Below are 21,549 nucleotides of genomic sequence, written 5' to 3'. Positions count from 1 at the left end.
CATCACTGGAAACCAAGATGACTCAAGACCAACTCCATCGTTACCTGTTTGAAGAGTATGAAGTGCGCGGCGAGCTGGTACAGCTCGACCAGACCTACCGCCATATCGTCGATGCCCAGGCCTATCCCCTCCAGGTGCAACGCCTGCTGGGGGAGCTGCTGGTCGCCACCAGCCTGCTCACCGCCACCCTCAAGTTCGAAGGCTCCATCACGGTGCAACTGCAGGGAGACGGCCCGGTCAAGCTGGCCGTCATCAACGGGGATCACAACCAGCAGCTGCGGGGTGTGGCCCGCTTCGAAGGGGATCTGCCGGCCAGCGACGCCCTCAAGGATCTGATCGGTCATGGCCAGATGGTCATCACCATCACTCCGGAGCAGGGTGAGCGTTACCAGGGGATCATCGCCCTCTCGGCCGATACCCTGGCCGGTTGCCTGGAGGCCTATTTTGCCCAGTCCGAACAGCTGCCGACCCGCCTCTGGATCCGCACCGGCATGGTGGAGGGTCAGCCCAAGGCCGCCGGCATCATGGTGCAGGCCCTGCCGGCCCAGAGCGAGGATCACGAGGCCGACTTCGACCATCTGGTGCAGTTGACCGGGACCATCAAGGATGAGGAGCTGTTTACCCTGCCGGCCGAGGAGATCCTCTATCGCCTCTACAACCAGGACCGGGTTCGCCTGTTCGACCCGCAGTCGGTCGAGTTCCGTTGCACCTGCTCGCGCGAGCGCTGCCAGAGTGCCCTGCTGCAGGTCGGCAAGGAGGAGGCTGTGGCGATTATTCAGGATCAGGGGCAGATCGACATGCACTGTGACTACTGTGGCAATCACTACATTTTTGACGGCATCGACGTGGAAACCCTGTTCAATGTGGTTCCAGTGAATGATGCAAACAAGTTACACTAATTAAAGGCGGGGTAACCCGCCTTTAACTTAATAACTAAAAAAATACCCTATTTTATAAAGTTTGATGGCCGTCGCTTATTTCTACCACCTAGGTGGTAGCATGGAGGCCAGATAGAACCCTACAAACCTCTGAACCCAGGAGATCACAATGACAATCGTGGCTGAACCCACCCTGGCCGAGCAACTGGGCCTGGAACGTTACGGCATCCATGGTGTGACGGATGTAGTGCGCAACCCTTCTTACGAGCAGCTCTTCATCGAGGAGACCCGCTCCGATCTGCAGGGTTACGAGCGCGGTGTAGTGACCGAGCTGGGCGCCGTCAATGTCAACACCGGCATCTTCACCGGTCGCTCCCCGAAAGATAAATATATCGTCAAGGACGCAACTACCCAGGATACTGTGTGGTGGTCTGACCAGGGCAAGAACGATAACAAAGCCATCAGCCCGGAAGTATGGTCGCATCTGAAAGCCCTGGTGACCAAGCAGCTCTCCGGCAAGCGCCTGTTTGTCATCGACGGCTACTGCGGTGCCAACCCTGACACCCGTCTGGCCGTGCGCATCATCACCGAGGTGGCCTGGCAGGCACACTTCGTGAAGAACATGTTCATCCGTCCGAGTGAGGAAGAGCTGAAGAGCTTCAAGCCTGACTTCGTGGTGATGAACGGTGCCAAGTGCACCAACCCGGAATGGAAGGAGCAGGGTCTCAACTCCGAGAACTTCGTCGCCTTCAACATGACAGAGCGTATGCAGCTCATCGGCGGCACCTGGTACGGTGGCGAGATGAAGAAGGGCATGTTCTCCATGATGAACTACTTCCTGCCCCTGCGCGGCATCGCCTCCATGCACTGCTCCGCCAACGTGGGTCAGGAGGGCGATGTGGCCATCTTCTTCGGCCTCTCCGGCACCGGCAAGACCACCCTCTCCACCGATCCCAAGCGCGAGCTGATTGGTGACGACGAGCACGGCTGGGATGATGACGGCGTCTTCAACTTCGAAGGGGGCTGCTACGCCAAGACCATCAAGCTCTCCAAAGAAGCCGAACCGGATATCTACAACGCCATCCGTCGCGACGCCCTGCTGGAGAACGTGACCGTGGCCGCCGACGGCACCATCGACTTCGATGATGGCTCCAAGACCGAGAACACCCGCGTCTCCTACCCCATCTATCACATCGACAACATCGTCAAGCCGGTCTCCAAGGCGGGTCACGCCAACAAGGTGATCTTCCTGACCGCCGACGCCTTCGGTGTGCTGCCCCCGGTCGCCAAGCTGACCAAGGAACAGACCAAGTACCACTTCCTCTCCGGTTTCACCGCCAAACTGGCCGGTACCGAGCGCGGCATCACAGAGCCGACCCCGACCTTCTCCTCCTGCTTCGGGGCCGCCTTCCTGACCCTGCACCCCACCAAGTATGGTGAGGAGCTGGTGAAACGGATGGAAGCCGCCGGCGCCGAGGCCTATCTGGTCAACACCGGCTGGAACGGCACCGGCAAGCGTATCTCCATCAAGGACACCCGCGCCATCATCGACGCCATCCTGGATGGATCTATCGAGAAGGCGCCGACCAAGGTGCTGCCGATCTTCAATCTGGAAGTGCCGACCGAGCTCCACGATGTGAATCCGGCGATCCTCGATCCGCGCGACACTTACGCCAACCAGGCGGAGTGGGATGCCAAGGCGCAGGATCTGGCAGAGCGCTTCATCAAGAACTTCGAGCGCTTCACCGACAACGACGAAGGCAAACGCCTGGTGGCCGCCGGCCCCCGGCTGTAAGTCGATAGCGAGATGAAAAAGCGGGCCGATTGGCCCGCTTTGTTTTGGCTCGACGCCTCAGTCATCCCACTCCAGAGGCTGCTTGCATGGGAGCCTCAACTCCACCATCAACCCTCCCTGCTCGGCCCGGCCGAGGCGCACAGAGCCATGGTGATGGGCCAGGATCTTGGCCACGATGGCCAGCCCCAGCCCGCTGCCGCTCTGGGTACGGGCCGTCGTCCCCTGGGTAAAGGGACGCAGCAGGCGCTGGTAGTCCTGCTCCGGGATACCGGGGCCGTTATCACACAGGCGCAAAGAGGCCCAGTGCTGGTCACCGCGCAGCTCGACCCAGAGCCGGGTCGCACCGTAGCGCAAGGCATTGTTGGTCAGGTTGTTAATGACCCGGCGCAGCCCCACCGGATTGCAATCGACCGGGACGGCGCAGCTCGGCAGGTCGAGATCCATCTCCAGCCCCTGATCCGCCTGCAGCAGGATGGCGTCGTGTACCAGGGCCGCCAGATCGACACGCTCCATGGTCACGCCGGTGTCGGGACGGATGTAGTCGATAAACTGATCGATGATCTCGTTGGACTCGTCGATGTCGGCGTTGATGCTCTCCTTGAGGAACTCATCCTCGGAGGAGATCATCTCGGTAGCGAGCCGGATCCGGGTGAGCGGAGTGCGCAGATCGTGGGAGACCCCCGCCATCATCAGGTTACGCTCCTCGATCAGGCTCTTGATGGAGAAGGACATGTTGTTGAAGGTGCGGGTGAGACGGCGCAACTCGCGAGACCCCTTCTCGGGCAAGGGATCGGGGAAATGGCCACGCCCCACCGAGACGGCCCCCTCTTCCAGACTCTCCAAGGGGCGCACCAGCTGACGCGCAAACCACCAGGCCCCGAACAGCACGACCACCAGCATGATGGAGAGGTAGAACATCAGCGGCTTGATATCGTCGTCGTCGATCTCGGTGAGGGGAATGCGCACCCAGACTCCGTTGGCCTGGGGCGGCTGGATCCAGATGATGTAGTAGTCCTGGATCTCCACCATGACCCGGGTCTTGCCCCCCAGCTCGTGAGCGATCAGATCCTCCATGAAGGCATTGGGCCTGGCCTGCTTCAGGCCGTAGCGCTCCGCCTCGCGCTGGGTGTAGATATCGGCGCCGGTCGCCACATAGACCAGCGCCTCGGCATCTTCGCTCAGGGGCTGCTGGTTGCGGTCCATGGGGAAGATGAGCTTGACCTGGTTGGCCAGCAGGTGGCTGATCTGCTTGACCGTGGGCTCCAGCAGATAGTTGTAGGAGATGGCGTAGGAGGCCACCTGATAGACCACCAGCACCGCCGCCAGAAACAGCAGCAGGCGGGAGAACATACCCGAGGCTCGCCTCATGGTGTCGCGCCGTCAGGCACGAAGACATAACCGATACCCCAGACGGTCTGGATATAGCGGGGATGGGCCGGATCGGCCTCGAGCATACGGCGCAGGCGCGACACCTGCACGTCGATGCTGCGCTCGGTGGCGGTGTACTCGCGACCACGAGCCAGATTCATCAGCTTGTCGCGCGACAGGGCCTCGCGCGGATGGCTGACCAGCACCTTGAGCACGGCGAACTCGCCGCTGGTCAGGGTGACCGGCTCGCCATCCGTGGTCATCTCACGGGTCGCCAGGTTAAGCACGTGGGCACCGAACTCCACCACCTTCTCGGTGGCGGAGGGGGCGCCCGGCAGCTCCACCGAGTGACGGCGCATCACGGCACGGATCCGGGCCAGCAGCTCGCGGGGGTTGAAGGGCTTGGGCAGGTAGTCGTCGGCCCCCATCTCGAGGCCGACGATGCGATCCACCTCGTCCCCCTTGGCGGTCAGCATCAGGATCGGGATCTGGTTCCCCCCCTCACGCAGGCGGCGGCAGATGGAGAGGCCATCCTCCCCGGGCAGCATCAGGTCCAGCACGATCAGATGAAAGTTCTCCCGGGTCAGCAGCCTATCCGCCTGCTCCCCGTTCGCCACCCCGCGCACCCAGAACCCCTGCTCGCTCAGATAGCGTTCCAGCAGGGCTCTCAGCTTGGGATCATCATCGACAACCAGCACCTTTTGCTGTTGGGTCATTTCGTTACTCCTCACCACAATTGGCGGCCATGGTAGAAGGGAGATGACCGCCCGCCAAGGGAAAAGATGTTACCGTTTATTATCCTCTGCCGGCGCCGGTGCCGCGTACCACTGCGCCTTCGGAACCACCAGATTTTGGGGCGGCTGGGCGACAAAGTTGGGGGACATGATCTGCACCCCGAACTCGTTGAAGACATCCTGGATGGCCCCGTGTAAACGGCTGCGGATCAGGGCCGGCTTCTCCCCCTCGTTGACCCACACCTGCAGCTCGTACTCCACATACCAGTCGAGCAGGCCGAGCTGACGTACCAGGGGGGTCTCATCACCATTGAGCCCCGGAGTGCGCCGTGCCGCCAGCTCCAGCATGGCCTGCACCTGACGCCAGGGCGTGTCATAACCTATGGTCACCCTGGTCAGCAGGGGCAGCCCCCGTCCCGCCGCCAGCCGGCTCAGGTTGGTGATGCGCCCCCCCACCACCACGGCGTTGGGCAGGGTCACCTCGTGCTCCTCCCGGGTCACTATCTTGGTGGAGAGGGCGTTGAGCTCGCTCACCTGCCCCTCGACCTCGCCGATACGCACCCAGTCACCCTTGCGCAGAGCCCGGGAATAGATGAGCACCAGGCCGCTCATGGCGTGGTTCATCACCCCTGCCGAGCCCAGGGTCACCATCAGGCCGAAGAAGACGCTCACCCCCTTGAAGGCATCGGAGTCGGCACCGGGCAGATAGGGGTAGGCCACCGTCAGGGCAAACAGCCAGATCACCGCGTTCATCAGGCGGCGGGTGGCCCCCACCGTTTCGGCATGCAGCCCCTGGATCTGCACCTGCCCCCGCTGCACCCGATCGAACAGCAACCCCAGCAGACGAATGAAGAAGCGGGTCACCACCACTATGATGAGGACGGTCGCCAGCCCCGGCAGGGCGGCCAGCCCCCCCTCCAGCAGGCGGGCGCAGAGGGCCAGCAGCGATTGGCCCAGCTGTTGGCTCCAGACCCGGGTGTGGGGGAAGAGGCCGAGCACATAGGTGAGCCAGAGATAGAGGGCGATCACCACCACCACCAGGGCCATGGCCCCCAACAGCCGCAACTCGATGGGACCGATCAGGGGACGCCAGCTCTCCGGTAACCAGGATCGTTTCATCAGCAGGCGATTGCCCAGCCACTGGCGTGTACGGCGATAACCGCGATGCAGCACCAGCAGGAAGGCACCGAGCAGCAAGGCCGAGCCGAGGGCCAGGGCCGCCGCCTTGGCCAGATAGGCGGGGGAACGCAACTCGATAAACTGCAACCGCATCTTCTCGAGCCGCTCGCGCACCCGGTCGGCCGCCTGATCCAGGGTCAATTCGTCAGACTCGTCGAGATCCTTTTCGACCAGCATCACCAGCCGCTTGCCATTGAGGCTAATAAAGCGCACCGACTGGCCGAACCGTTGCAGGCTCTCCACCTCGACGGGCACCTGGAGATCGGACTCTTCCAGGGTCGCGATACGCCCCTTGGCCCGCCGCACCCGGGCCTCCGGGGTCAGGCTGCCGAGGCTGGCCTGAAACATCACCACAGGCTCGTTGAGCAGGATCAGGGTGCGCTCCCGCTCCTGCCCCGTCATCTCCCCTCTCGGCTCGGCCGCCCCCAGCAGAGACGACACCAGCAACAGCCACAACCCGACCATCAGACGCATGACACTCTCTCCCTGTTGTCCTCGTACGAGCATCGCACAGTCGCCCGACGAGCAACAGGGGGCAAGCCACTCATCCCAGGTGCCCTCACCGCGCCCCGGGGGTAGAATGCCCGGACCAAGTGACAAGGAGAGGCCATTTCCATGCGAAGCCAACTCATCACCCGCGAGGGATACAATGCCCTCAAGCAGGAGCTGGACCAGCTGTGGCGGGTCGAGCGCCCCGAGACCACCCGCAAGGTGGCTTGGGCGGCCAGCCTGGGTGATCGCAGCGAGAACGCCGACTACCAGTACAACAAGAAACGCCTGCGCGAGATCGACCGGCGCGTGCGCTACCTGCGCAAGTGCCTGGAAAATCTCAAGATCGTCGATTACTCCCCGACCCAGGAGGGGAAGGTCTTCTTCGGTGCCTGGGTCGAGATCGAGAACGATGCGGGCGACACCCTGAACTTTCGCATCGTCGGCTATGACGAGATCTTCGGGCGCAAGGACTACATCTCCATCGACTCCCCCATGGCCCGCGCCCTCCTGAAGAAGGAGGTGGACGACGAGGCCGTGGTGCAGACCCCGGCCGGTGAGGCCGTCTGGTACATCAACGCCATCACCTACTCCCGGCCCTGATCAAGACGAGAACCCCATGAGCACCATAGAGAAACAGATCGCCACCGAGCTGGCCGCCCACCCCGAACAGGTCGAGGCCGCCATCCGCCTGCTCGACGAGGGCGCCACCGTCCCCTTCATCGCCCGTTACCGTAAAGAGGTGACCGGTGGCCTCGATGACACCCAGCTGCGCAACCTCGAGAGCCGCCTCGGCTACCTGCGCGAGCTGGAGGATCGCCGCCAGACCATACTTCGCTCCATCGAGGAGCAGGGCAAGCTGACCCCAGAGCTGGCCCGCGACATCAAGGAGGCCGACAGCAAGACCCGCCTCGAGGATCTCTATCTCCCCTACAAGCCCAAGCACCGCACCAAGGGACAGATGGCCATCGAGGCCGGCATCGAGCCCCTGGCCGAGGCCCTGCTGGGCGATCCCATGCGGGATCCCGAGACGGAGGCCAACGCCTACCTCAACCCCGAGGCGGGCTTCGCCGACACCAAGGCGGTGCTCGACGGCGCCCGCTACATCCTGATGGAGCGCTTCGCCGAGCGGGCGGACTTGCTCGAGAAGCTGCGCGACTTCCTGTGGCAACACGCCAACCTGCGCGCCCGCCTGGTGGCCGGCAAGGAGCAGGAGGGGGCCAAGTTCAAGGACTACTTCGAGCACGACGAACCGCTGGCCAAGGCGCCGTCGCACCGGGTGCTGGCCATGCTGCGCGGACGCAACGAGGGGGTGCTGTCGCTCACCCTGCACACCGGCGAAGAGGAAGGGGCCAGCCCCTGCGAAGGGATCATCGCCCGCCAGTTGGGGCTGACCTTCGGCGGCCGGCCGGCCGACAAGTGGCTGCAGGGGGTGGTGAGCTGGACCTGGCGCATCAAGCTCTCCTTGCAGATGGAGACCGAGCTCGTCGGCCGGGTGCGCGAGAGCGCCGAGGAGGAGGCGATCAAGGTGTTTGCCATGAACCTCAAGGACCTGCTGATGGCCGCCCCGGCCGGCATGCGCGCCACCATGGGGCTGGATCCGGGGATCCGCACCGGGGTCAAGGTGGCCGTGGTGGACGCCACCGGCAAGCTGGTCGACACCGCCACCATCTACCCGTTCGAGCCCAAGCGCCAGGTGGAGCAGAGCCTCAAGACCCTGCGCGATCTCTGTGTGAAGCACGGGGTCGAGCTCATCAGCATCGGCAACGGCACCGCCTCGCGCGAGACCGACAAGCTGGCCGCCGAGCTCTTCACCCGCTACCCGGAGGCGCGCGCCCAGAAAATCGTGGTGAGCGAGGCCGGCGCCTCTGTCTACTCCGCCTCCGAGCTGGCGGCCAATGAATTCCCCGGGCTCGACGTCTCATTGCGCGGCGCCGTCTCCATCGCCCGCCGCCTGCAAGACCCCCTGGCCGAGCTGGTGAAGATCGATCCCAAGAGCATAGGTGTCGGCCAGTACCAGCACGACGTGAGCCAGACCCAGCTGGCCCGCAAGCTGGAGGCGGTGGTGGAGGATTGCGTAAACGCGGTCGGGGTGGATGTGAACACCGCCTCCGCCCCCCTGCTGGCGCGGGTCTCGGGCCTGACCCAGACGCTGGCCCAGAATATCGTCCAGTACCGGGACGACAACGGTGCCTTCGCCAGCCGCCAGCAGCTGCTCAAGGTGAGCCGCCTCGGGCCCAAGGCGTTCGAACAGTGCGCGGGTTTTCTGCGTATCCGCGGCGGGGCCAACCCGCTGGATGCCTCTGCGGTGCACCCGGAGTCCTACCCCGTGGTGGAGCGGATCCTGGCCAAACTGCAGCAGTCGGTGGAGAGCCTGCTCGGCAACAGCAGCCTGCTCAAGGGGCTCACACCCGCCGAGTACACCGACGAGCGCTTCGGCGTGCCGACCGTGACCGACATCATCGGTGAGCTCGACAAGCCGGGCCGCGATCCGCGCCCCGAGTTCAAGACCGCCACCTTCCGCGAAGGGGTGGAGAAGGTGTCGGATCTCGAGCCCGAGATGGTGCTCGAGGGGGTGGTCACCAACGTCACCAACTTCGGTGCCTTCGTCGATATCGGCGTCCATCAGGATGGACTGGTGCACATCTCGTCCCTGACCGATCGCTTCGTCAAGGATCCCCGCGAGGTGGTCAAGGCTGGCGACATCGTGAAGGTGAAGGTGCTGGAGGTGGACGTGCAGCGTGGCCGCATCTCGCTCACCATGCGCCTCGACGAGAAGGGCGGCGAGCGCAAGCCGCGCGCAGAGGAGCGCCGTGGTGGCGAGGCCCGCTCAGGCCAGGGAGCCCGGCCCCAGGGGCGGCGCGAGGAGAAGCCCCGGAACGGGGCCCTCGGCAACGCCTTCGCGGCGGCCTTCGCCAACGCCCGCAAGAAGTAAGCGGGCATGAAAAAGCCCGGCCGATCGGCCGGGCTTTTTGCTATTCGACATCAGCCCTTCAGGCCGACCAGGTAGCTCACCAGACGGTTGAACTGATCCTGGGAAGTGATGGACTCGATCTTCACCAGATACTTGCCGTTCACCACGAAGGCGGGCACGCCACGGATCTGGTACTCCTCGGTGTTGCGATCAAACTGGGAGACCATGCCGGAGACGGCGAAGCTGTCGACGGCACCGTCGAACTCCTCTCCCTTGACGCCGTTGTCGACGAAGATCTGCTTCAGATCGCCGCGGCTCTGGGGATACTGCTTCTGGTTGTGGATCTTGTCGAAGATGGCCGGGGTCACCTTGCCTTCCACTTCCAGCAGGCTGGAGACGGCATAGGCACGCTGGGTCTCGGGACCCATCTCGCGACCGAGGAAACCGACCGGGTTCTTCTTGAAGGCAACCCCTTCCGGCAGGCTCTTCTTGAGCTCTTCGGCGATGGGCTCGAACTTGTAGCAGTGGGGGCAGTAGTAGGAGAAGAACTCCAGCACTTCCGGCTGCGCACTGCCGGTCTGCTTGATCACGTCATAGTTGACGCCTTCCCTGAACTCCGGGGCAGCGTGCACCATCGGCATCATCAGCATGGCAGCAATGAAAAACAGTATTTTTCTCATGATCTTTCCTGTTAATAAGATCGGTGTGAGGCACGCCCGGCGAACCGGAGCAGAGCAAGCCTATTGTGTCACCAGCCCTGAGTCAATGAGAGGGGCGGCTCACGCAGCAGCTGCAACTGATCGTGCAGGGCCTTGTGCTGTTGCTCCCAGTAGGCCGGGGTGTTGAACCAGGGGAAGTGGCGCGGGAAGGCCGGATCGTCCCAGCGACGGGCCAGCCAGGCCATGTAGTGCACCATACGCATGGCCCGCAGGGGTTCGATGAGCGACAGCTCCCGCCGGTCCAGATCCATAAACTCCTCATAGCCGCACAGCAGGGTGTCGAGCTGCAACAGCCGCTCCTGGCGATCCCCCGAGAGCAGCATCCAGAGATCCTGGATGGCGGGACCGGTGCGGCAGTCATCCAGATCCACCAGCAGGGGGCCGTCGCGCCAGAGGATATTGCCCGGGTGACAATCCCCGTGCAGGGAGATCTGCTCCACCTCCAGGGTCATGGCTTCACGCACATGGGCGATCAGCTCGTCGAGCAGGCCGAAGAAGGACCTGGCGATCCCCCGTGGCACCCACTCCCCTGTCGCCAGCAGGTGGCGCGGCTCTTCGAGCATGGAGGCCACATCCAGATGGGGGCGGTGGTGGAACGCAAAGGTGCGGGAGAGGCGATGAATTCGCCCCAGCCAGCGGCCGACCCACTCCAGCTGATCCAGATTATCCACCTCGAAGGCGCGCCCCCCCAGGCTCGGCCACACCGCATAGTGAAAGCCTCCCTGCTCGAGCAGGGTCTCGCCGCCGAAGGCGAGCGGGGCCGCCACCGGGATCTCCTCGGCCGCCAGCAGGGCGGAGAAGCCGTGCTCCTCCAGGATCTGTTCACGGCTCCAGCGCCCGGGACGGTAGAACTTCACCACATAGCGGCGGCGATCCTCGTCGTGAAACTGATAGACCCGGTTCTCGTAGCTGTTGAGCTCGGTCAGCCCGGAGTCCACGGCCAGCCCGGTATTGGCGAGGGCATCGAGGATGAGATCCGGGGTGAGATCGTGAAAGTGAAAGCCCATGACATCTCCGAAAATAAAGGGGGCACTGGGCCCCCATTCTATCCATAAAGCACTCAGAGCCGGCTGATAAACTTGCTCTCCTGCTTGATGACCCCCTTGGGATCCGAGCCTGCCCCCTTGCGGATCAGCACGAAGCGGATATCCAGGGAGCCCTGGCGCAGGTTGTCCGGGTTGACCCCCAGGCTGACCGGCTGGTTGAGGATCTCGCCACTCTTGAGGGTCACCTCACGCGGTCCGTACCACTGGTAGTCGGGCAGCCCCTCGACCGCCAGTCGGTAGACCTGGGGTTGCAGGGTCTTGTTGAGGATCTTGAGGTTATAGGTGTTCTCGATGAGGCCGTCGCTGTTCTCGCGGAACAGCTGGTTACGGTCACGCAGCACATCCAGCCCCATGGGCATGATGGACATGGCGTTGTAGGCAAACACCGAGAGCATGGCCGCCATCACCAGGCCGTAGCCGATGAGTTTGGGGCGAGCCACCTGGGTATCGTTACCGGCCAGCTTGTGCTCGGTGGTGTAACTGATGAGCCCCTTGGCGTAGCCCATGCGATCCATGGTCTGATCGCAGGCATCGACACAGGCGCCGCAGTTGATGCACTCGTACTGGAGGCCGTCACGGATGTCGATACCGGTCGGGCAGACCTGCACACAGAGGTCGCAGTCGATGCAGTCCCCCAGCCCCATCGCCTTGGGGTCGGCCTTGCGGGAACGGGCTCCGCGCTGCTCACCGCGCTTGGCATCATAGCCGACGATGAAGGTGTCTTTATCGAACATGGCCGACTGGAAGCGGGCATAGGGGCACATGTGAACACACATGATGGCGCGCATGAAGCCGGCGTTGCCATAGGTACAGGCGGCGAAGAAGAGCACCCAGAAGAGGGGCCAGAAGTCGATGGAGAGGGTCACCAGCCCCGGCACCAGGGTCATCATGTCCTGAAAGTAGCCGACGAAGGTGAGGCCGGTGATGAGGGAGATGACCATCCAGGCCAGGTGCTTGCTCCCCTTGCGCACTATCTTTTCCCGGCCCCAGGGCGCGGCATCGAGCTTGCGTCGCTTGTTGGCCGGCCCCTCCAGCTTCTCTTCGAACCAGATGAAGAGGAAGGTCCAGACCGTCTGGGGGCAGAGGTAGCCACACCAGACCCGGCCGAGGAAGGTAGTGAGGAAGAAGAGCCCGAAGGCGGCGATCATGAAGATCCAGGCGAGCAGGGTGAGATCCTGGGGCCAGATGGTGGCGGCGAAGATATGGAACTGCTGGTTGCCGATATCAAACAGGATCGCCTGGCGGCCATCGTAGCGCAGCCAGGGAAGCGCCAGGAAGAAGAGCATGAAGAACCAGCCCATCCCCTTGCGCAGCCGTTGCCACTGGCCCAGCTGTGCCCGTACATAGATCCGGTTTCCCGGGTTGAATCTGTCGTCACTGGCCTTGAACGTGTTGGGGTTATACACCCCGGTCACGTCCTTGACCTCGATCTTTTCGTGGTCACCCATTGCAGCACGTTGCTCCGTTTTGATTGTTATAGGCGGATTATATCTTAAACAGCTTGCTGCGAGATGGCGTCAGATGTGACAAGAATGGAACGATGATCGCAATTTTGTAGCGAAGAAGTGGCGCGTCACCATTGACAACGCACCACAAAAAGGAGGGATTTATTTGATGCCGCGCGCCTTGAGCAGGGCTTCCTTGAAATCGGGCACGTGATCCTTGGCCAGACCCGGGATCATCTGCGCCTTGGCGGCATCGCGCATCTTGAGGTGATAGATGAGCACGTCATCGGTCAGCTCGCTCAGGGGTCCCTGGTAACCGGCCTCCTGGGCCAGCTTCTCGATAAACTGGATCAGGCTCAGATCCTGCTCGCGGATCCAGGCGGGCTGCAGCAGTTCGAGCAGCTCCTCAATACGATGACATTGCATCTGATTCCTCGCTTCTGGTGTCGGATTTCAGGCGGCGCGCCCCTTGAGGGCCACCTCCACTCGGTCACGCCCATTATGCTTGGCCTGATAGAGGGCTGCATCCGCTTTTTGGATAAGATCGCTCACCCTGAGGGAGGGATCCGGCACCAGGGTCACGACCCCCAGACTGCAGGTCACCACCCCGGAGACCCGGGAGCGACCGTGGGGGATCGCCAGCTGACGCATGGCGCGGCGTACCTGCTCGGCAACCTGGCGGGCCCCCTCATGACCGGTGGCCGGCAGCAGCAGGGCAAACTCCTCTCCCCCGTAGCGAGCGGCCAGATCGTCTTCCCGACGCAGGGCCTCGGCCAGGACACCGGCTACCTGCTGCAGGCAGGCATCCCCCTCCTGATGGCCATAGAGGTCATTGAATTGCTTGAAGTAATCCACGTCGAGCAGGATCAGGGAGAGCGGAGCCCGGGCGCGGCGACAACGGCGCCAGGCCAGATCCAGGCAGTGATCGAGGTGGGCCCGGTTGGCGATGCCGGTGAGGCCATCGAGGCGCGAGGCGAGCTGCAGATGCTCGGAGACCGCCTTCAGCTCGGCCGCCAGATCGGCGTTGGCGAAGCGGTGATAGAGGGAAGCCAGCATATCCCGCCGCAACCTGCGTACCAGGGTGGTGAGAAAGACGAAGAGGTAGCCTGCCACCATGCAGCCGAGGATCCGCTCCTGCTCGCTGCCAAACGCCAGCTCCAGCAGCAGGGTCACCCCGAGGGGGAGCAGAAACCCGAGGAAACAGCGGCGACTGCCGATGAGCAATATGCTGCCGCCGGTGAGGATCAGGCTGATCAGGATCAACATGCTGGCCCGATAGGCATCCGGCAGCAGGTCGAAGTAGATGAGAATCCCCATGGCCCAGAGGATGGAGCTGGAGGTGACGCCGATAAAAAGCTCATGCTCGAGCCGCTCGTGATCGACTCGCTCCAGCATGCCCTGGCGCCACAGCAGATGAACCCAGCGCAGCCCCAGCAACAGCAGGTTGCTGCCCAGCCAGACGAGGGTCTGGCGTGGCTCGACATAGGCGTAAAACATCAGGGCCCAGCTGATGGCCACCAGCAGGAGACAGGGCAGGCTGAAGGCCACGTGTTCACAGAGCTGGGTCACGACTGCCTGCCGGACCTGCTTGGTTACACTCGCTGTCACTCTGCCACTCCCTTCCCTAGAAGGGCGACAGTCTAGCACCGGCTCATCGGACCAACAATAAAGGTCAATTATTAGCCTTTTACTCAGATCGCTCTCGCCGGCTTGCGGTCAGCATCGACCCGCTATCCGACTCACCCCTTCTCGAACTCTTCCAGGATCGGGCACTCGGGACGCTCGTCCCCATGGCAGCAGCAGGTCAGCTTCTCCAGGCTGGCCAACATGGCCTGCAGACCACTGATGCGCTCGCGCAGATCGACGATCTTCTCCTGGGCCAGCTTCTTGACCTGGGCGCTGGTGCGGTGCTCGTCCCGATAGAGGGCCAGCAGCTCCTGACACTCCTCCAGATTAAAACCGGTCTCGCGCGCCCGCTTCACGAAGCGCAGCTCGCGCACCGCGGCATCGCCGTAGCTGCGATAGCCGTTGGCACTGCGTACCGGCGGCGTGATGAGGCCGATGCTCTCGTAGTAACGGATGGTCTTGGCGGTGAGCCCGCTGGCCTTGGCCACCTTGCTGATATTCATTGCACTCTCCTTATTCAGGCGGCGGCGCGCGGGCGCCACCGTTTCAGTAACAGGGAATTGGTCAGGACGGTCACGCTGCTCAAGGCCATGGCGGCGCCTGCCAGGGCCGGGCTGAGCAGGCCAAAGGCGGCGAGCGGAATGCCGACCGTGTTGAAAATAAAAGCCCAGAACAGGTTCTGGCGTATGGTGCGCCAGGTCGAGGCCGAGATGTCGATGGCATCGACCACCAGGCGTGGATCCGGCCGCATCAGGGTAATCGAGGCCGTCTCCATGGCTACCTCGGCCCCCGACCCCATGGCGATGCCCACGTCGGCGGCGGCCAGGGCCGGCGCATCGTTGACGCCGTCCCCTATCATGGCCACCAGCCCGTCGCTCTTGGCTTGCAGCTCGCGCACCCGCTCCACCTTGCCCTCGGGTTTCACCTGGGCGAAGGCGCCATCCAGGCCGAGCCGCTGCGCCGCATGATCGACGGCGGGACGGGCATCACCGCTGACCAGCCAGGCGGCGATGTGGCGCCCCTGCAGGGCATGTACCGCGGCCTCGCTCTCCGGGCGCAGGGGATCGGCCAGATCGGCCCACCCCGCCAGCTCGCCATCGCGGGCGACCCAGACCCGGGTCACCCCGGCCTCTGGCGCCGCAAGCGGCTTCTGATCGATGCCTGCCACCCCCATCAGACCCAGGTTACCGATGAAGAGATGATGTCCCTCGACCCGCCCCTCGATGCCACTGCCCACGTGCACCAGCACCGATTCCGGTTGGGGCAGAGGGCCGCTGGCGGCGCTCAGCATGGCGTGGGCAAGCGGATGTTCACTCCCCTGTTGCAGGGCGGCGGCCAGGCGCAGGTCCGCCTCACTCCCCTGCCACTGCTCCAGGGTCGGCCGCCCCAGGGTCAGGGTCCCGGTCTTGTCGAAGATGACGGCGCGAATGCCATGGGCCCGCTGCAGGGTCTCGATATCGCGGATCAGGATGCCGTGGCGCGCCGCCACCCCGGTACCGGTCACCACGGCCGCCGGAGTGGCCAGCCCCAGGGCGCAGGGGCAGGCGATCACCAGCACGGCGACCGCGGCCATCAGCGCCTGCTCGACCCCACCACCAAGCTGCCACCAGAGCAGGCCAGTGAGCAGGGCGATGATCATCACCACGGGCACAAACAGGGCACTGATGCGATCCACCAGTTGCTGGAACGGGGCCTTGCCCATCTGGGCCTGCTCCACCAGGGCGATGATGCGGCCGAGGTTGGACTCCTCCCCGACGGCGCGGGCCTCTATCTCGAGCAGGCCGGAGCCGTTGATGGTCCCCTCCAGCACCTTGTCCCCCACCTGGCGCAGCACCGGCACGCTCTCGCCGGTGACCACCGCCTCGTCGAGCTCGCTCTCACCACTCAGGATCACACCGTCTACCGGGATGCGCTCGCCCACCAGCACCTGGATGCGATCCCCCTTGAGCACCTCATTGATGGCGCACTGCTGCCACTGGTCGCCGCGCCACACCCTGGCCTGCTGGGGGCGCAGGGCCATCAGCTCGACGATGGCGGTTCGGGTGCTGCGCTTGGCGCGCCCCTCCAGCCACTTGCCGAGGGAGACCAGGGTAATGACCACGGCGCTCGCCTCGAAATAGAGATGCCCCATGGCCCCCGACCCCAGCTTGAGCCAGATCCAGACGCTGTAGCCATAGGCGGCGCTGGTGCCGGTGGCGACCAGCACGTCCATGTTGGCTGCGCCGGCACGCAAGGCCCGCCAGGCACCGCGATAGAAACGGGCGCCAACCCAGAACTGAACCGGAGTGGCGAGCAGAAACTCGACCAGGGGCGGCAGGTGCCAGGGGAGCCAGCCGGCCATGGATGCCATGCCGACCACCAGAGGCAGGGTAAGCAGGGCGGCGGCTATCAGGCGGCGGCGTTCACCCCGCTCCTCACTGCGCTCCCGTTCGGCCTGCTCGGTGAGTTGGCGCGCCTTGTCTTCACCACCGGCGAAGTGGGCGCCAAAGCCGGCCCCCTGCACCGCATCACGCAAAGAGGCCGGCGTCACCGCTCCCTGCACCCCGCGTACCCGAGCCTGGGACAGAGAGAAGTTCACCTCGGCCCCCAGCACGCCGGGTTGCGCGCCCATCACCCGCTCGAGACGGGCGGCGCAGGCGGCGCAGCTCATCCCCTCGATGGCAAACTGATGGGTCTCTTCGACGGTCTGGTAACCGAGCTCACCGATACGAGCCAGGGCGGCGCGCTCGGCCTCGGGGGTGGTCGCCGTGATGGAGCACTGCTCCAGGGCAAAATTGACCGAGGCCGTGACACCTTCCAGCTCGCTCAGGCCACGCTCGATACGCTCACCGCAGTTGGCGCAGCTCATGCCTTTGACGGGCACCTGAATGGAAATGGTCATGAGTGATACTCCCTCGATGGAATATCCCGAACCTTAACCTTTACCTTAACTGTAATGTAAAGGGCAAAAATAACGAGGCAGACGCCTCGTTAACGGGATCAGGCCAGGCGACTCGCCAACCGGTTGACGATGGGTTGCATCATCAGATAACCGGCCAGCAGCGCACCTATGACCGAGAGCACTCTCACCTCCAGGCTCGGCGCCAGGGTTGCGGCAGACAGGGTCAGAAACCCGACCACACCGGTGGCCACCAGGCAGAGCACCAGCAGGGAAAACATCTTCTTCATATCCGATCTCCTCTCTTTGTGAACCATCCCTGGGAGATCTGAATCCTTGCGCGCGCAGCATAGAAGGCGCCGCCTGAACCTGAGTTGACGGCGGTCAACTTCTGCACAAAACCCGTTTTTGTCGCGACGAAGGGGGCAAGGGCAGTGCTTTACGCTGGTACTGGCCGGGGAAAATATGAGCAGGCTCAATGTCACCGTCATCTCGGGGGGCCATAATCCGGGCGTTTGGTTGTAAACTTACCACCTCTCTGAGCGAGACAGTCTGCAATCTTCTGTTACCCCGGAACGGCTGCCGGACTGGCTATAATCCCTCGAATAATAAGGTTTGGCGGGAGCCTTGCCTGCAAGGTTCAAACAACAATTGGAATCTCAGGATGACTATGAAAAACATCAATCCAACCCATACCCAGGCCTGGCAGGCACTGGCAGCCCACTTCGCCGCCCAGGGCGACATGCAACTGAAGGATCTTTTCGCCAAGGATCCCCAGCGCTTTGAGAAGTTTTCCCTCACCTTCGGTGGCGATCTGCTGGTGGATTACTCCAAGAACCTGATCACCGAAGAGACGCTGCAACTGCTGATCAAGCTGGCCGACGAGACCGACCTGCGCGGCGCCATCGACGCCATGTTCAACGGCGAGAAGATCAACCGCACCGAGGATCGCGCCGTGCTGCACGTGGCCCTGCGCAACCGCTCCGACCGTCCGGTCGAGGTGGACGGCAAGGATGTGATGCCGGAAGTGAACGCCGTGCTGGCCAAGATGAAAGGCTTCTGCGAGAAGGTCATCGGCGGTGAATGGAAGGGTTACACCGGCAAATCGATCAAGCACGTGGTCAACATCGGCATCGGCGGCTCGGATCTCGGCCCCGTCATGATCACCGAAGCCCTGCGCGCCTATAAAAACCACCTGGAGATGCACTTCGTCTCCAACGTCGACGGCACCCATATCGCCGAGACCCTCAAAAAGATCGATCCGGAGACCACCCTGTTCCTGGTCGCCTCCAAGACCTTCACCACCCAGGAGACCATGACCAACGCCCTGAGTGCCCGTGACTGGTTCCTGAGCCATGCCGGTGACAAGGCCCACGTGGCCAAGCACTTCGCCGCCCTGTCGACCAACGGCAAGGCCGTGGCCGAGTTCGGCATCGACACCGCCAACATGTTCGAGTTCTGGGACTGGGTGGGCGGTCGTTACTCCTCCTGGTCTGCCATCGGCATGCCCATCGCCCTGTCGGTCGGTTTCGAGCACTTCGAAGCCCTGCTGCAAGGCGCCTTCGAGATGGACATGCACTTCGCCACCGCCGCCTATGAGCAGAACGTGCCGGTGCTGCTGGCGCTGATTGGCCTCTGGTACAACAACTTCCACGGCGCCGAGTCCGAGGCCATCCTGCCGTACGATCAGTACATGCACCGTTTCCCCGCCTACTTCCAGCAGGGCAACATGGAGTCCAACGGCAAGTACGTGGATCGCGCCGGCAACCCGGTCGACTACCAGACCGGCCCCATCATCTGGGGTGAGCCGGGCACCAACGGCCAGCACGCCTTCTATCAGCTGATCCACCAGGGCACCAAGCTGATCCCCTGTGACTTCCTGGCCCCGGCCATCAGCCACAACCCCATCGGCGATCACCATCCGAAACTGCTGGCCAACTTCTTCGCCCAGACCGAGGCCCTGGCCTTCGGCAAGAGCCAGGAGCAGGTTGAGGCCGAATTCCTGGCCGCCGGCAAGACGCTGGAGCAGGTCAAGGATCTGGTGCCGTTCAAGGTGTTCGAGGGCAATCGCCCGACCAACTCCCTGCTGTTCAAGCAGCTGACCCCCAAGATGCTGGGCTCCCTGATCGCCATGTACGAACACAAGATCTTCGTGCAAGGCGCTATCTGGAACATCTTCAGCTTCGACCAGTGGGGCGTTGAGCTAGGCAAGCAGCTGGCCAACAAGATCCTGCCGGAGCTCGGCACCGCTGAGGCCATCAGCAGCCACGACAGCTCCACCAATGGCCTGATCAACACCTGGAAAGCCTGGCGCGCCTGAGCCGCCCGCTAACCGATAGCCCGCTTCCCGAAGCGGGCTTTTTTATCTCTCCATGGCTGGGCAGAGCGGAGGTGCCAATGGAATCCTTTTTTTCGCTTTTTTGATCTGTGACATGCCTCACCCTTTTTGAGGGGCGTAGGCTGAACGGGTTTTCGACACCTATCAGGAGGAAACCATGAAGATCTATGACCGTAATCGAAACCGATTGACCCAGGGTCAACGAGTGATGATCGCCGCTACCGGCGCCGTAGACGTGCTCAAGGAGGCCCACACCGACAACCTGACCCCCTATCAGGCGGAGCACGAAAAGTGCGTGCTGCTGGCCCACTCCCGAGAGCGCTTCGCGCCCATCGAGTTGATTAGACTAGGCTGATACCCGCTGTCACCCTACTCTTGACAATTCACCTGGCGGCCTTATGCCGCCAGGTTTTTCTCATGACCATCATAGCGCCCCCCTCAACCCTGTCGGTTATCCGGTGGCGTGGTTAGCTCGGGCTGATGCAACAGGCGCCCGAAGAGAGCAATCACACCGTAACGACGCCGAACCCATTCGGTGATAACGACAGCCACCGGCAGAGAGACCGCCAGACTCGACACCAGCACCAGTGGCCAGTTTGTGAGGGTCACCTCACCGCCCAGGGTGAGCAGCGAGGTCACAAAAGAGAGCGCCAGCATAAGCAGCAGGGGGGAGAGCAGCAAAAGTAGCCAGAAGAGGGACCCAACCAACAGAGAAACGATACACATAGGGACTTCTTACCCGAGTGAGCCGAGGCTCCTTATTCCAAGGTGAGCCGAATCGAGGCTCCGACTCACCTGACGCACAAACCAGCCCGAGGCCGAATCCAGCTGCAACCCTTACTGCAGGTTGAGGCTGCCCAGGTAGTCGCGCTTGCCGAGATCAACCCCCGCCTTGCGCAGCAGGGCATAGGTCATGGTGAGGTGGAAGTAGAAGTTGGGGATGGCGTACTCGAACACGCAGGTATGGCCATCCATCCCCTTGCCGCCGGCCCAGTGGGGCACATAATGACCACGCTCGAAGTGGCTGAAGTCGGCCTCCAGCATCCCCTCCAGGTAGCCGAGGGTCTTGCCCACGTGGGCGCGCAGATCGGCCATGGTCTTGGGATCGTCACCCAGTACCGGCGGCTCGGTCAGGCTGGCGGTGGCGACGCAGGCGCGGGCCGCATCGCAGCAGATCAGTACCTGCTTGGCGAGCGGCAGCATGTCGACGATCAGGCGCTCGCCGAAGAAGTTCTCCACGTTGAAGTGTTTCGCCTCGGCATGAGCCTCGGCCTTGGCCAGGCAGTGATCGAGGTTGGTCAGCATCTTGATAAACTGGGCGGCAATATCACGGTTCATGGTGCACTCTCGGTGAGTTGACAATCGACGCCCACTATAACCCGTTCACACGTGGACTCGTCGAGCACAAGATCACCCAAGGGGGGTGATACAGCTTTGCGGAATCCAGCCGCACTCCCCCGTTTCATTGCTCACCCAGAGCCAGCCGGCCAACTCGTGCTCCACCGTCACCCGCTCCCCCACCTCCACATTCAACTCCCGGGCCGTGTAATCCTGCCGCGCCAACGCCTCCCCCTGCCCGGCCGGGGTCAGCAGCGACAGGGGCGCCCACCCCTCGTTGCCGTCGGCCGTGTAGGTGCGCACCCAGCCCGGAAATTCGTCATCCTCATGGCCGATACGCACCCGCTCCCCGGCCACAACGCCGATGGGATTGGGGTAACAGGTTTGGTGAGCTGTGGTGATCAGCGCCAGCATGGTCTCTTCTCCGAATGGGTCATCTTGCCACTATCGCAACAAGCAGGGCGCCTTGGGAGGGGGCTCGCCCACCGGTGCCGACCAATTAGTGAAAAAGAGAGCCCGGTCACTTCTTTTATCTGGGACACTCATCGTTTTACTGAAGGCGTTAGCTCAATCATTACCGAGATGATTTGGCCCCTTGAGACCTCAGACGCCAAACATCAAACGTTGGGGAGAGTGAATTCCTAAAAACAGACCACCGAGCGGCCACACGACCGCACTGATGTCATGAGATGCGCCAGAAGGGAAAGTCGACTTAAAGCAAGATTAGTGGGTTGGCTGGTGACACCGTCGCTGGCCGCAGTGCTGGGCGTAACGCTCTCGCGCCACGCCGTGACCGATGGCC

General features: G+C 63.0%; 20 protein-coding genes. 6 read left to right on the top strand and 14 right to left on the bottom strand.

The genetic code is table 11. The features are described from left to right. Positions 1-17: 17 nt before the first annotated feature. Positions 18-899: an Hsp33 family molecular chaperone HslO gene (gene hslO / locus BN1133_RS13110; protein ID WP_050666961.1), complete on the top strand. Its 882-nt coding sequence runs from the start codon at positions 18-20 to the stop codon at positions 897-899. Positions 900-1,047: 148 nt separating this feature from the next. Continuing rightward, positions 1,048-2,673 (top strand): phosphoenolpyruvate carboxykinase (ATP), encoded by a 1,626-nt coding sequence (gene pckA, locus BN1133_RS13105; RefSeq protein WP_050666960.1) that lies wholly within the window; start codon positions 1,048-1,050, stop codon positions 2,671-2,673. 57 nt (positions 2,674-2,730) lie between these two features. Here pckA and envZ read toward each other — a convergent pair whose 3' ends face one another. From envZ to BN1133_RS13090, 3 genes are all read right to left on the bottom strand, one after another. Next, positions 2,731-4,041: a two-component system sensor histidine kinase EnvZ gene (gene envZ / locus BN1133_RS13100; RefSeq protein WP_050666959.1), complete on the bottom strand. Its 1,311-nt coding sequence runs from the start codon at positions 4,039-4,041 to the stop codon at positions 2,731-2,733. After that, positions 4,038-4,757 carry an osmolarity response regulator transcription factor OmpR gene (ompR, locus tag BN1133_RS13095; protein WP_050666958.1) on the bottom strand — a complete coding sequence of 240 codons (720 nt, stop codon included), beginning with the start codon at positions 4,755-4,757 and terminating at the stop codon, positions 4,038-4,040. Before ompR ends, envZ begins: the two co-directional genes overlap by 4 nt. A 69-nt stretch (positions 4,758-4,826) precedes the next feature. Next, positions 4,827-6,428 (bottom strand): mechanosensitive ion channel family protein, encoded by a 1,602-nt coding sequence (locus BN1133_RS13090; protein ID WP_050666957.1) that lies wholly within the window; start codon positions 6,426-6,428, stop codon positions 4,827-4,829. Positions 6,429-6,569: 141 nt separating this feature from the next. Here BN1133_RS13090 and greB point away from each other — a divergent pair, with 141 nt between their 5' ends. Both greB and BN1133_RS13080 read left to right on the top strand, forming a co-directional pair. After that, the gene (greB, locus tag BN1133_RS13085; RefSeq protein ID WP_005356438.1) at positions 6,570-7,046 is read left to right on the top strand and encodes a transcription elongation factor GreB; all 477 of its coding nucleotides are present in this window, start codon (positions 6,570-6,572) and stop codon (positions 7,044-7,046) included. A 16-nt stretch (positions 7,047-7,062) separates the two neighbouring features. Then, on the top strand, positions 7,063-9,378 hold the full coding sequence (locus tag BN1133_RS13080; protein ID WP_050666956.1) for a Tex family protein: 2,316 nt from the start codon (positions 7,063-7,065) through the stop codon (positions 9,376-9,378). 50 nt (positions 9,379-9,428) lie between these two features. Here BN1133_RS13080 and BN1133_RS13075 read toward each other — a convergent pair whose 3' ends face one another. From BN1133_RS13075 to BN1133_RS13040, 8 genes are all read right to left on the bottom strand, one after another. Beyond that, the gene (locus BN1133_RS13075) at positions 9,429-10,037 is read right to left on the bottom strand and encodes a thiol:disulfide interchange protein DsbA/DsbL (protein ID WP_050666955.1); all 609 of its coding nucleotides are present in this window, start codon (positions 10,035-10,037) and stop codon (positions 9,429-9,431) included. Positions 10,038-10,105: 68 nt separating this feature from the next. Further along, positions 10,106-11,083 carry a serine/threonine protein kinase gene (locus tag BN1133_RS13070; RefSeq protein WP_050666954.1) on the bottom strand — a complete coding sequence of 326 codons (978 nt, stop codon included), beginning with the start codon at positions 11,081-11,083 and terminating at the stop codon, positions 10,106-10,108. A gap of 53 nt (positions 11,084-11,136) precedes the next feature. Next, positions 11,137-12,570, bottom strand: a complete 1,434-nt coding sequence (gene ccoG, locus BN1133_RS13065; protein ID WP_050666953.1) for a cytochrome c oxidase accessory protein CcoG — start codon at positions 12,568-12,570, stop codon at positions 11,137-11,139. A gap of 159 nt (positions 12,571-12,729) precedes the next feature. Beyond that, the gene (locus BN1133_RS13060; RefSeq protein ID WP_050666952.1) at positions 12,730-12,993 is read right to left on the bottom strand and encodes a YihD family protein; all 264 of its coding nucleotides are present in this window, start codon (positions 12,991-12,993) and stop codon (positions 12,730-12,732) included. Positions 12,994-13,020: 27 nt separating this feature from the next. After that, a complete protein-coding gene (locus BN1133_RS13055; RefSeq protein ID WP_050666951.1) occupies positions 13,021-14,175 on the bottom strand; it encodes a GGDEF domain-containing protein in 1,155 nt (384 codons plus the stop codon). 131 nt (positions 14,176-14,306) lie between these two features. Beyond that, positions 14,307-14,696 carry a Cu(I)-responsive transcriptional regulator gene (gene cueR / locus BN1133_RS13050; protein WP_050666950.1) on the bottom strand — a complete coding sequence of 130 codons (390 nt, stop codon included), beginning with the start codon at positions 14,694-14,696 and terminating at the stop codon, positions 14,307-14,309. Between the two features lie 14 nt (positions 14,697-14,710). Then, complete coding sequence (locus BN1133_RS13045; RefSeq protein ID WP_050666949.1) at positions 14,711-17,074, bottom strand: heavy metal translocating P-type ATPase; 2,364 nt, start codon at positions 17,072-17,074, stop codon at positions 14,711-14,713. Positions 17,075-17,172: 98 nt separating this feature from the next. Continuing rightward, on the bottom strand, positions 17,173-17,361 hold the full coding sequence (locus tag BN1133_RS13040) for a holin (protein ID WP_050666948.1): 189 nt from the start codon (positions 17,359-17,361) through the stop codon (positions 17,173-17,175). Between the two features lie 380 nt (positions 17,362-17,741). On the opposite strand from BN1133_RS13040, the gene pgi reads away from it, so the two are divergent. After that, the gene (gene pgi / locus BN1133_RS13035) at positions 17,742-19,391 is read left to right on the top strand and encodes a glucose-6-phosphate isomerase (protein WP_050666947.1); all 1,650 of its coding nucleotides are present in this window, start codon (positions 17,742-17,744) and stop codon (positions 19,389-19,391) included. 175 nt (positions 19,392-19,566) lie between these two features. After that, positions 19,567-19,764: a putative selenium delivery protein YdfZ gene (ydfZ, locus tag BN1133_RS13030; protein WP_050666946.1), complete on the top strand. Its 198-nt coding sequence runs from the start codon at positions 19,567-19,569 to the stop codon at positions 19,762-19,764. 83 nt (positions 19,765-19,847) lie between these two features. Here the strand turns inward: ydfZ and BN1133_RS13025 are convergent, their stop codons facing one another. From BN1133_RS13025 to BN1133_RS13015, 3 genes are all read right to left on the bottom strand, one after another. Further along, positions 19,848-20,135, bottom strand: coding sequence for a hypothetical protein (locus BN1133_RS13025; protein ID WP_050666945.1), 288 nt, complete (start codon positions 20,133-20,135; stop codon positions 19,848-19,850). A gap of 111 nt (positions 20,136-20,246) precedes the next feature. Next, the gene (locus BN1133_RS13020; RefSeq protein WP_050666944.1) at positions 20,247-20,747 is read right to left on the bottom strand and encodes a DUF1993 domain-containing protein; all 501 of its coding nucleotides are present in this window, start codon (positions 20,745-20,747) and stop codon (positions 20,247-20,249) included. Between the two features lie 72 nt (positions 20,748-20,819). After that, positions 20,820-21,161, bottom strand: a complete 342-nt coding sequence (locus BN1133_RS13015; protein WP_050666943.1) for an SH3 domain-containing protein — start codon at positions 21,159-21,161, stop codon at positions 20,820-20,822. Positions 21,162-21,549: the final 388 nt, after the last annotated feature.

Source organism: Aeromonas schubertii (genome assembly GCF_000820105.1).
In the GTDB taxonomy this organism is placed as follows: Bacteria; Pseudomonadota; Gammaproteobacteria; order Enterobacterales; family Aeromonadaceae; genus Aeromonas; species Aeromonas schubertii.
This window is presented reverse-complemented; position numbering and strand designations above follow the sequence as displayed.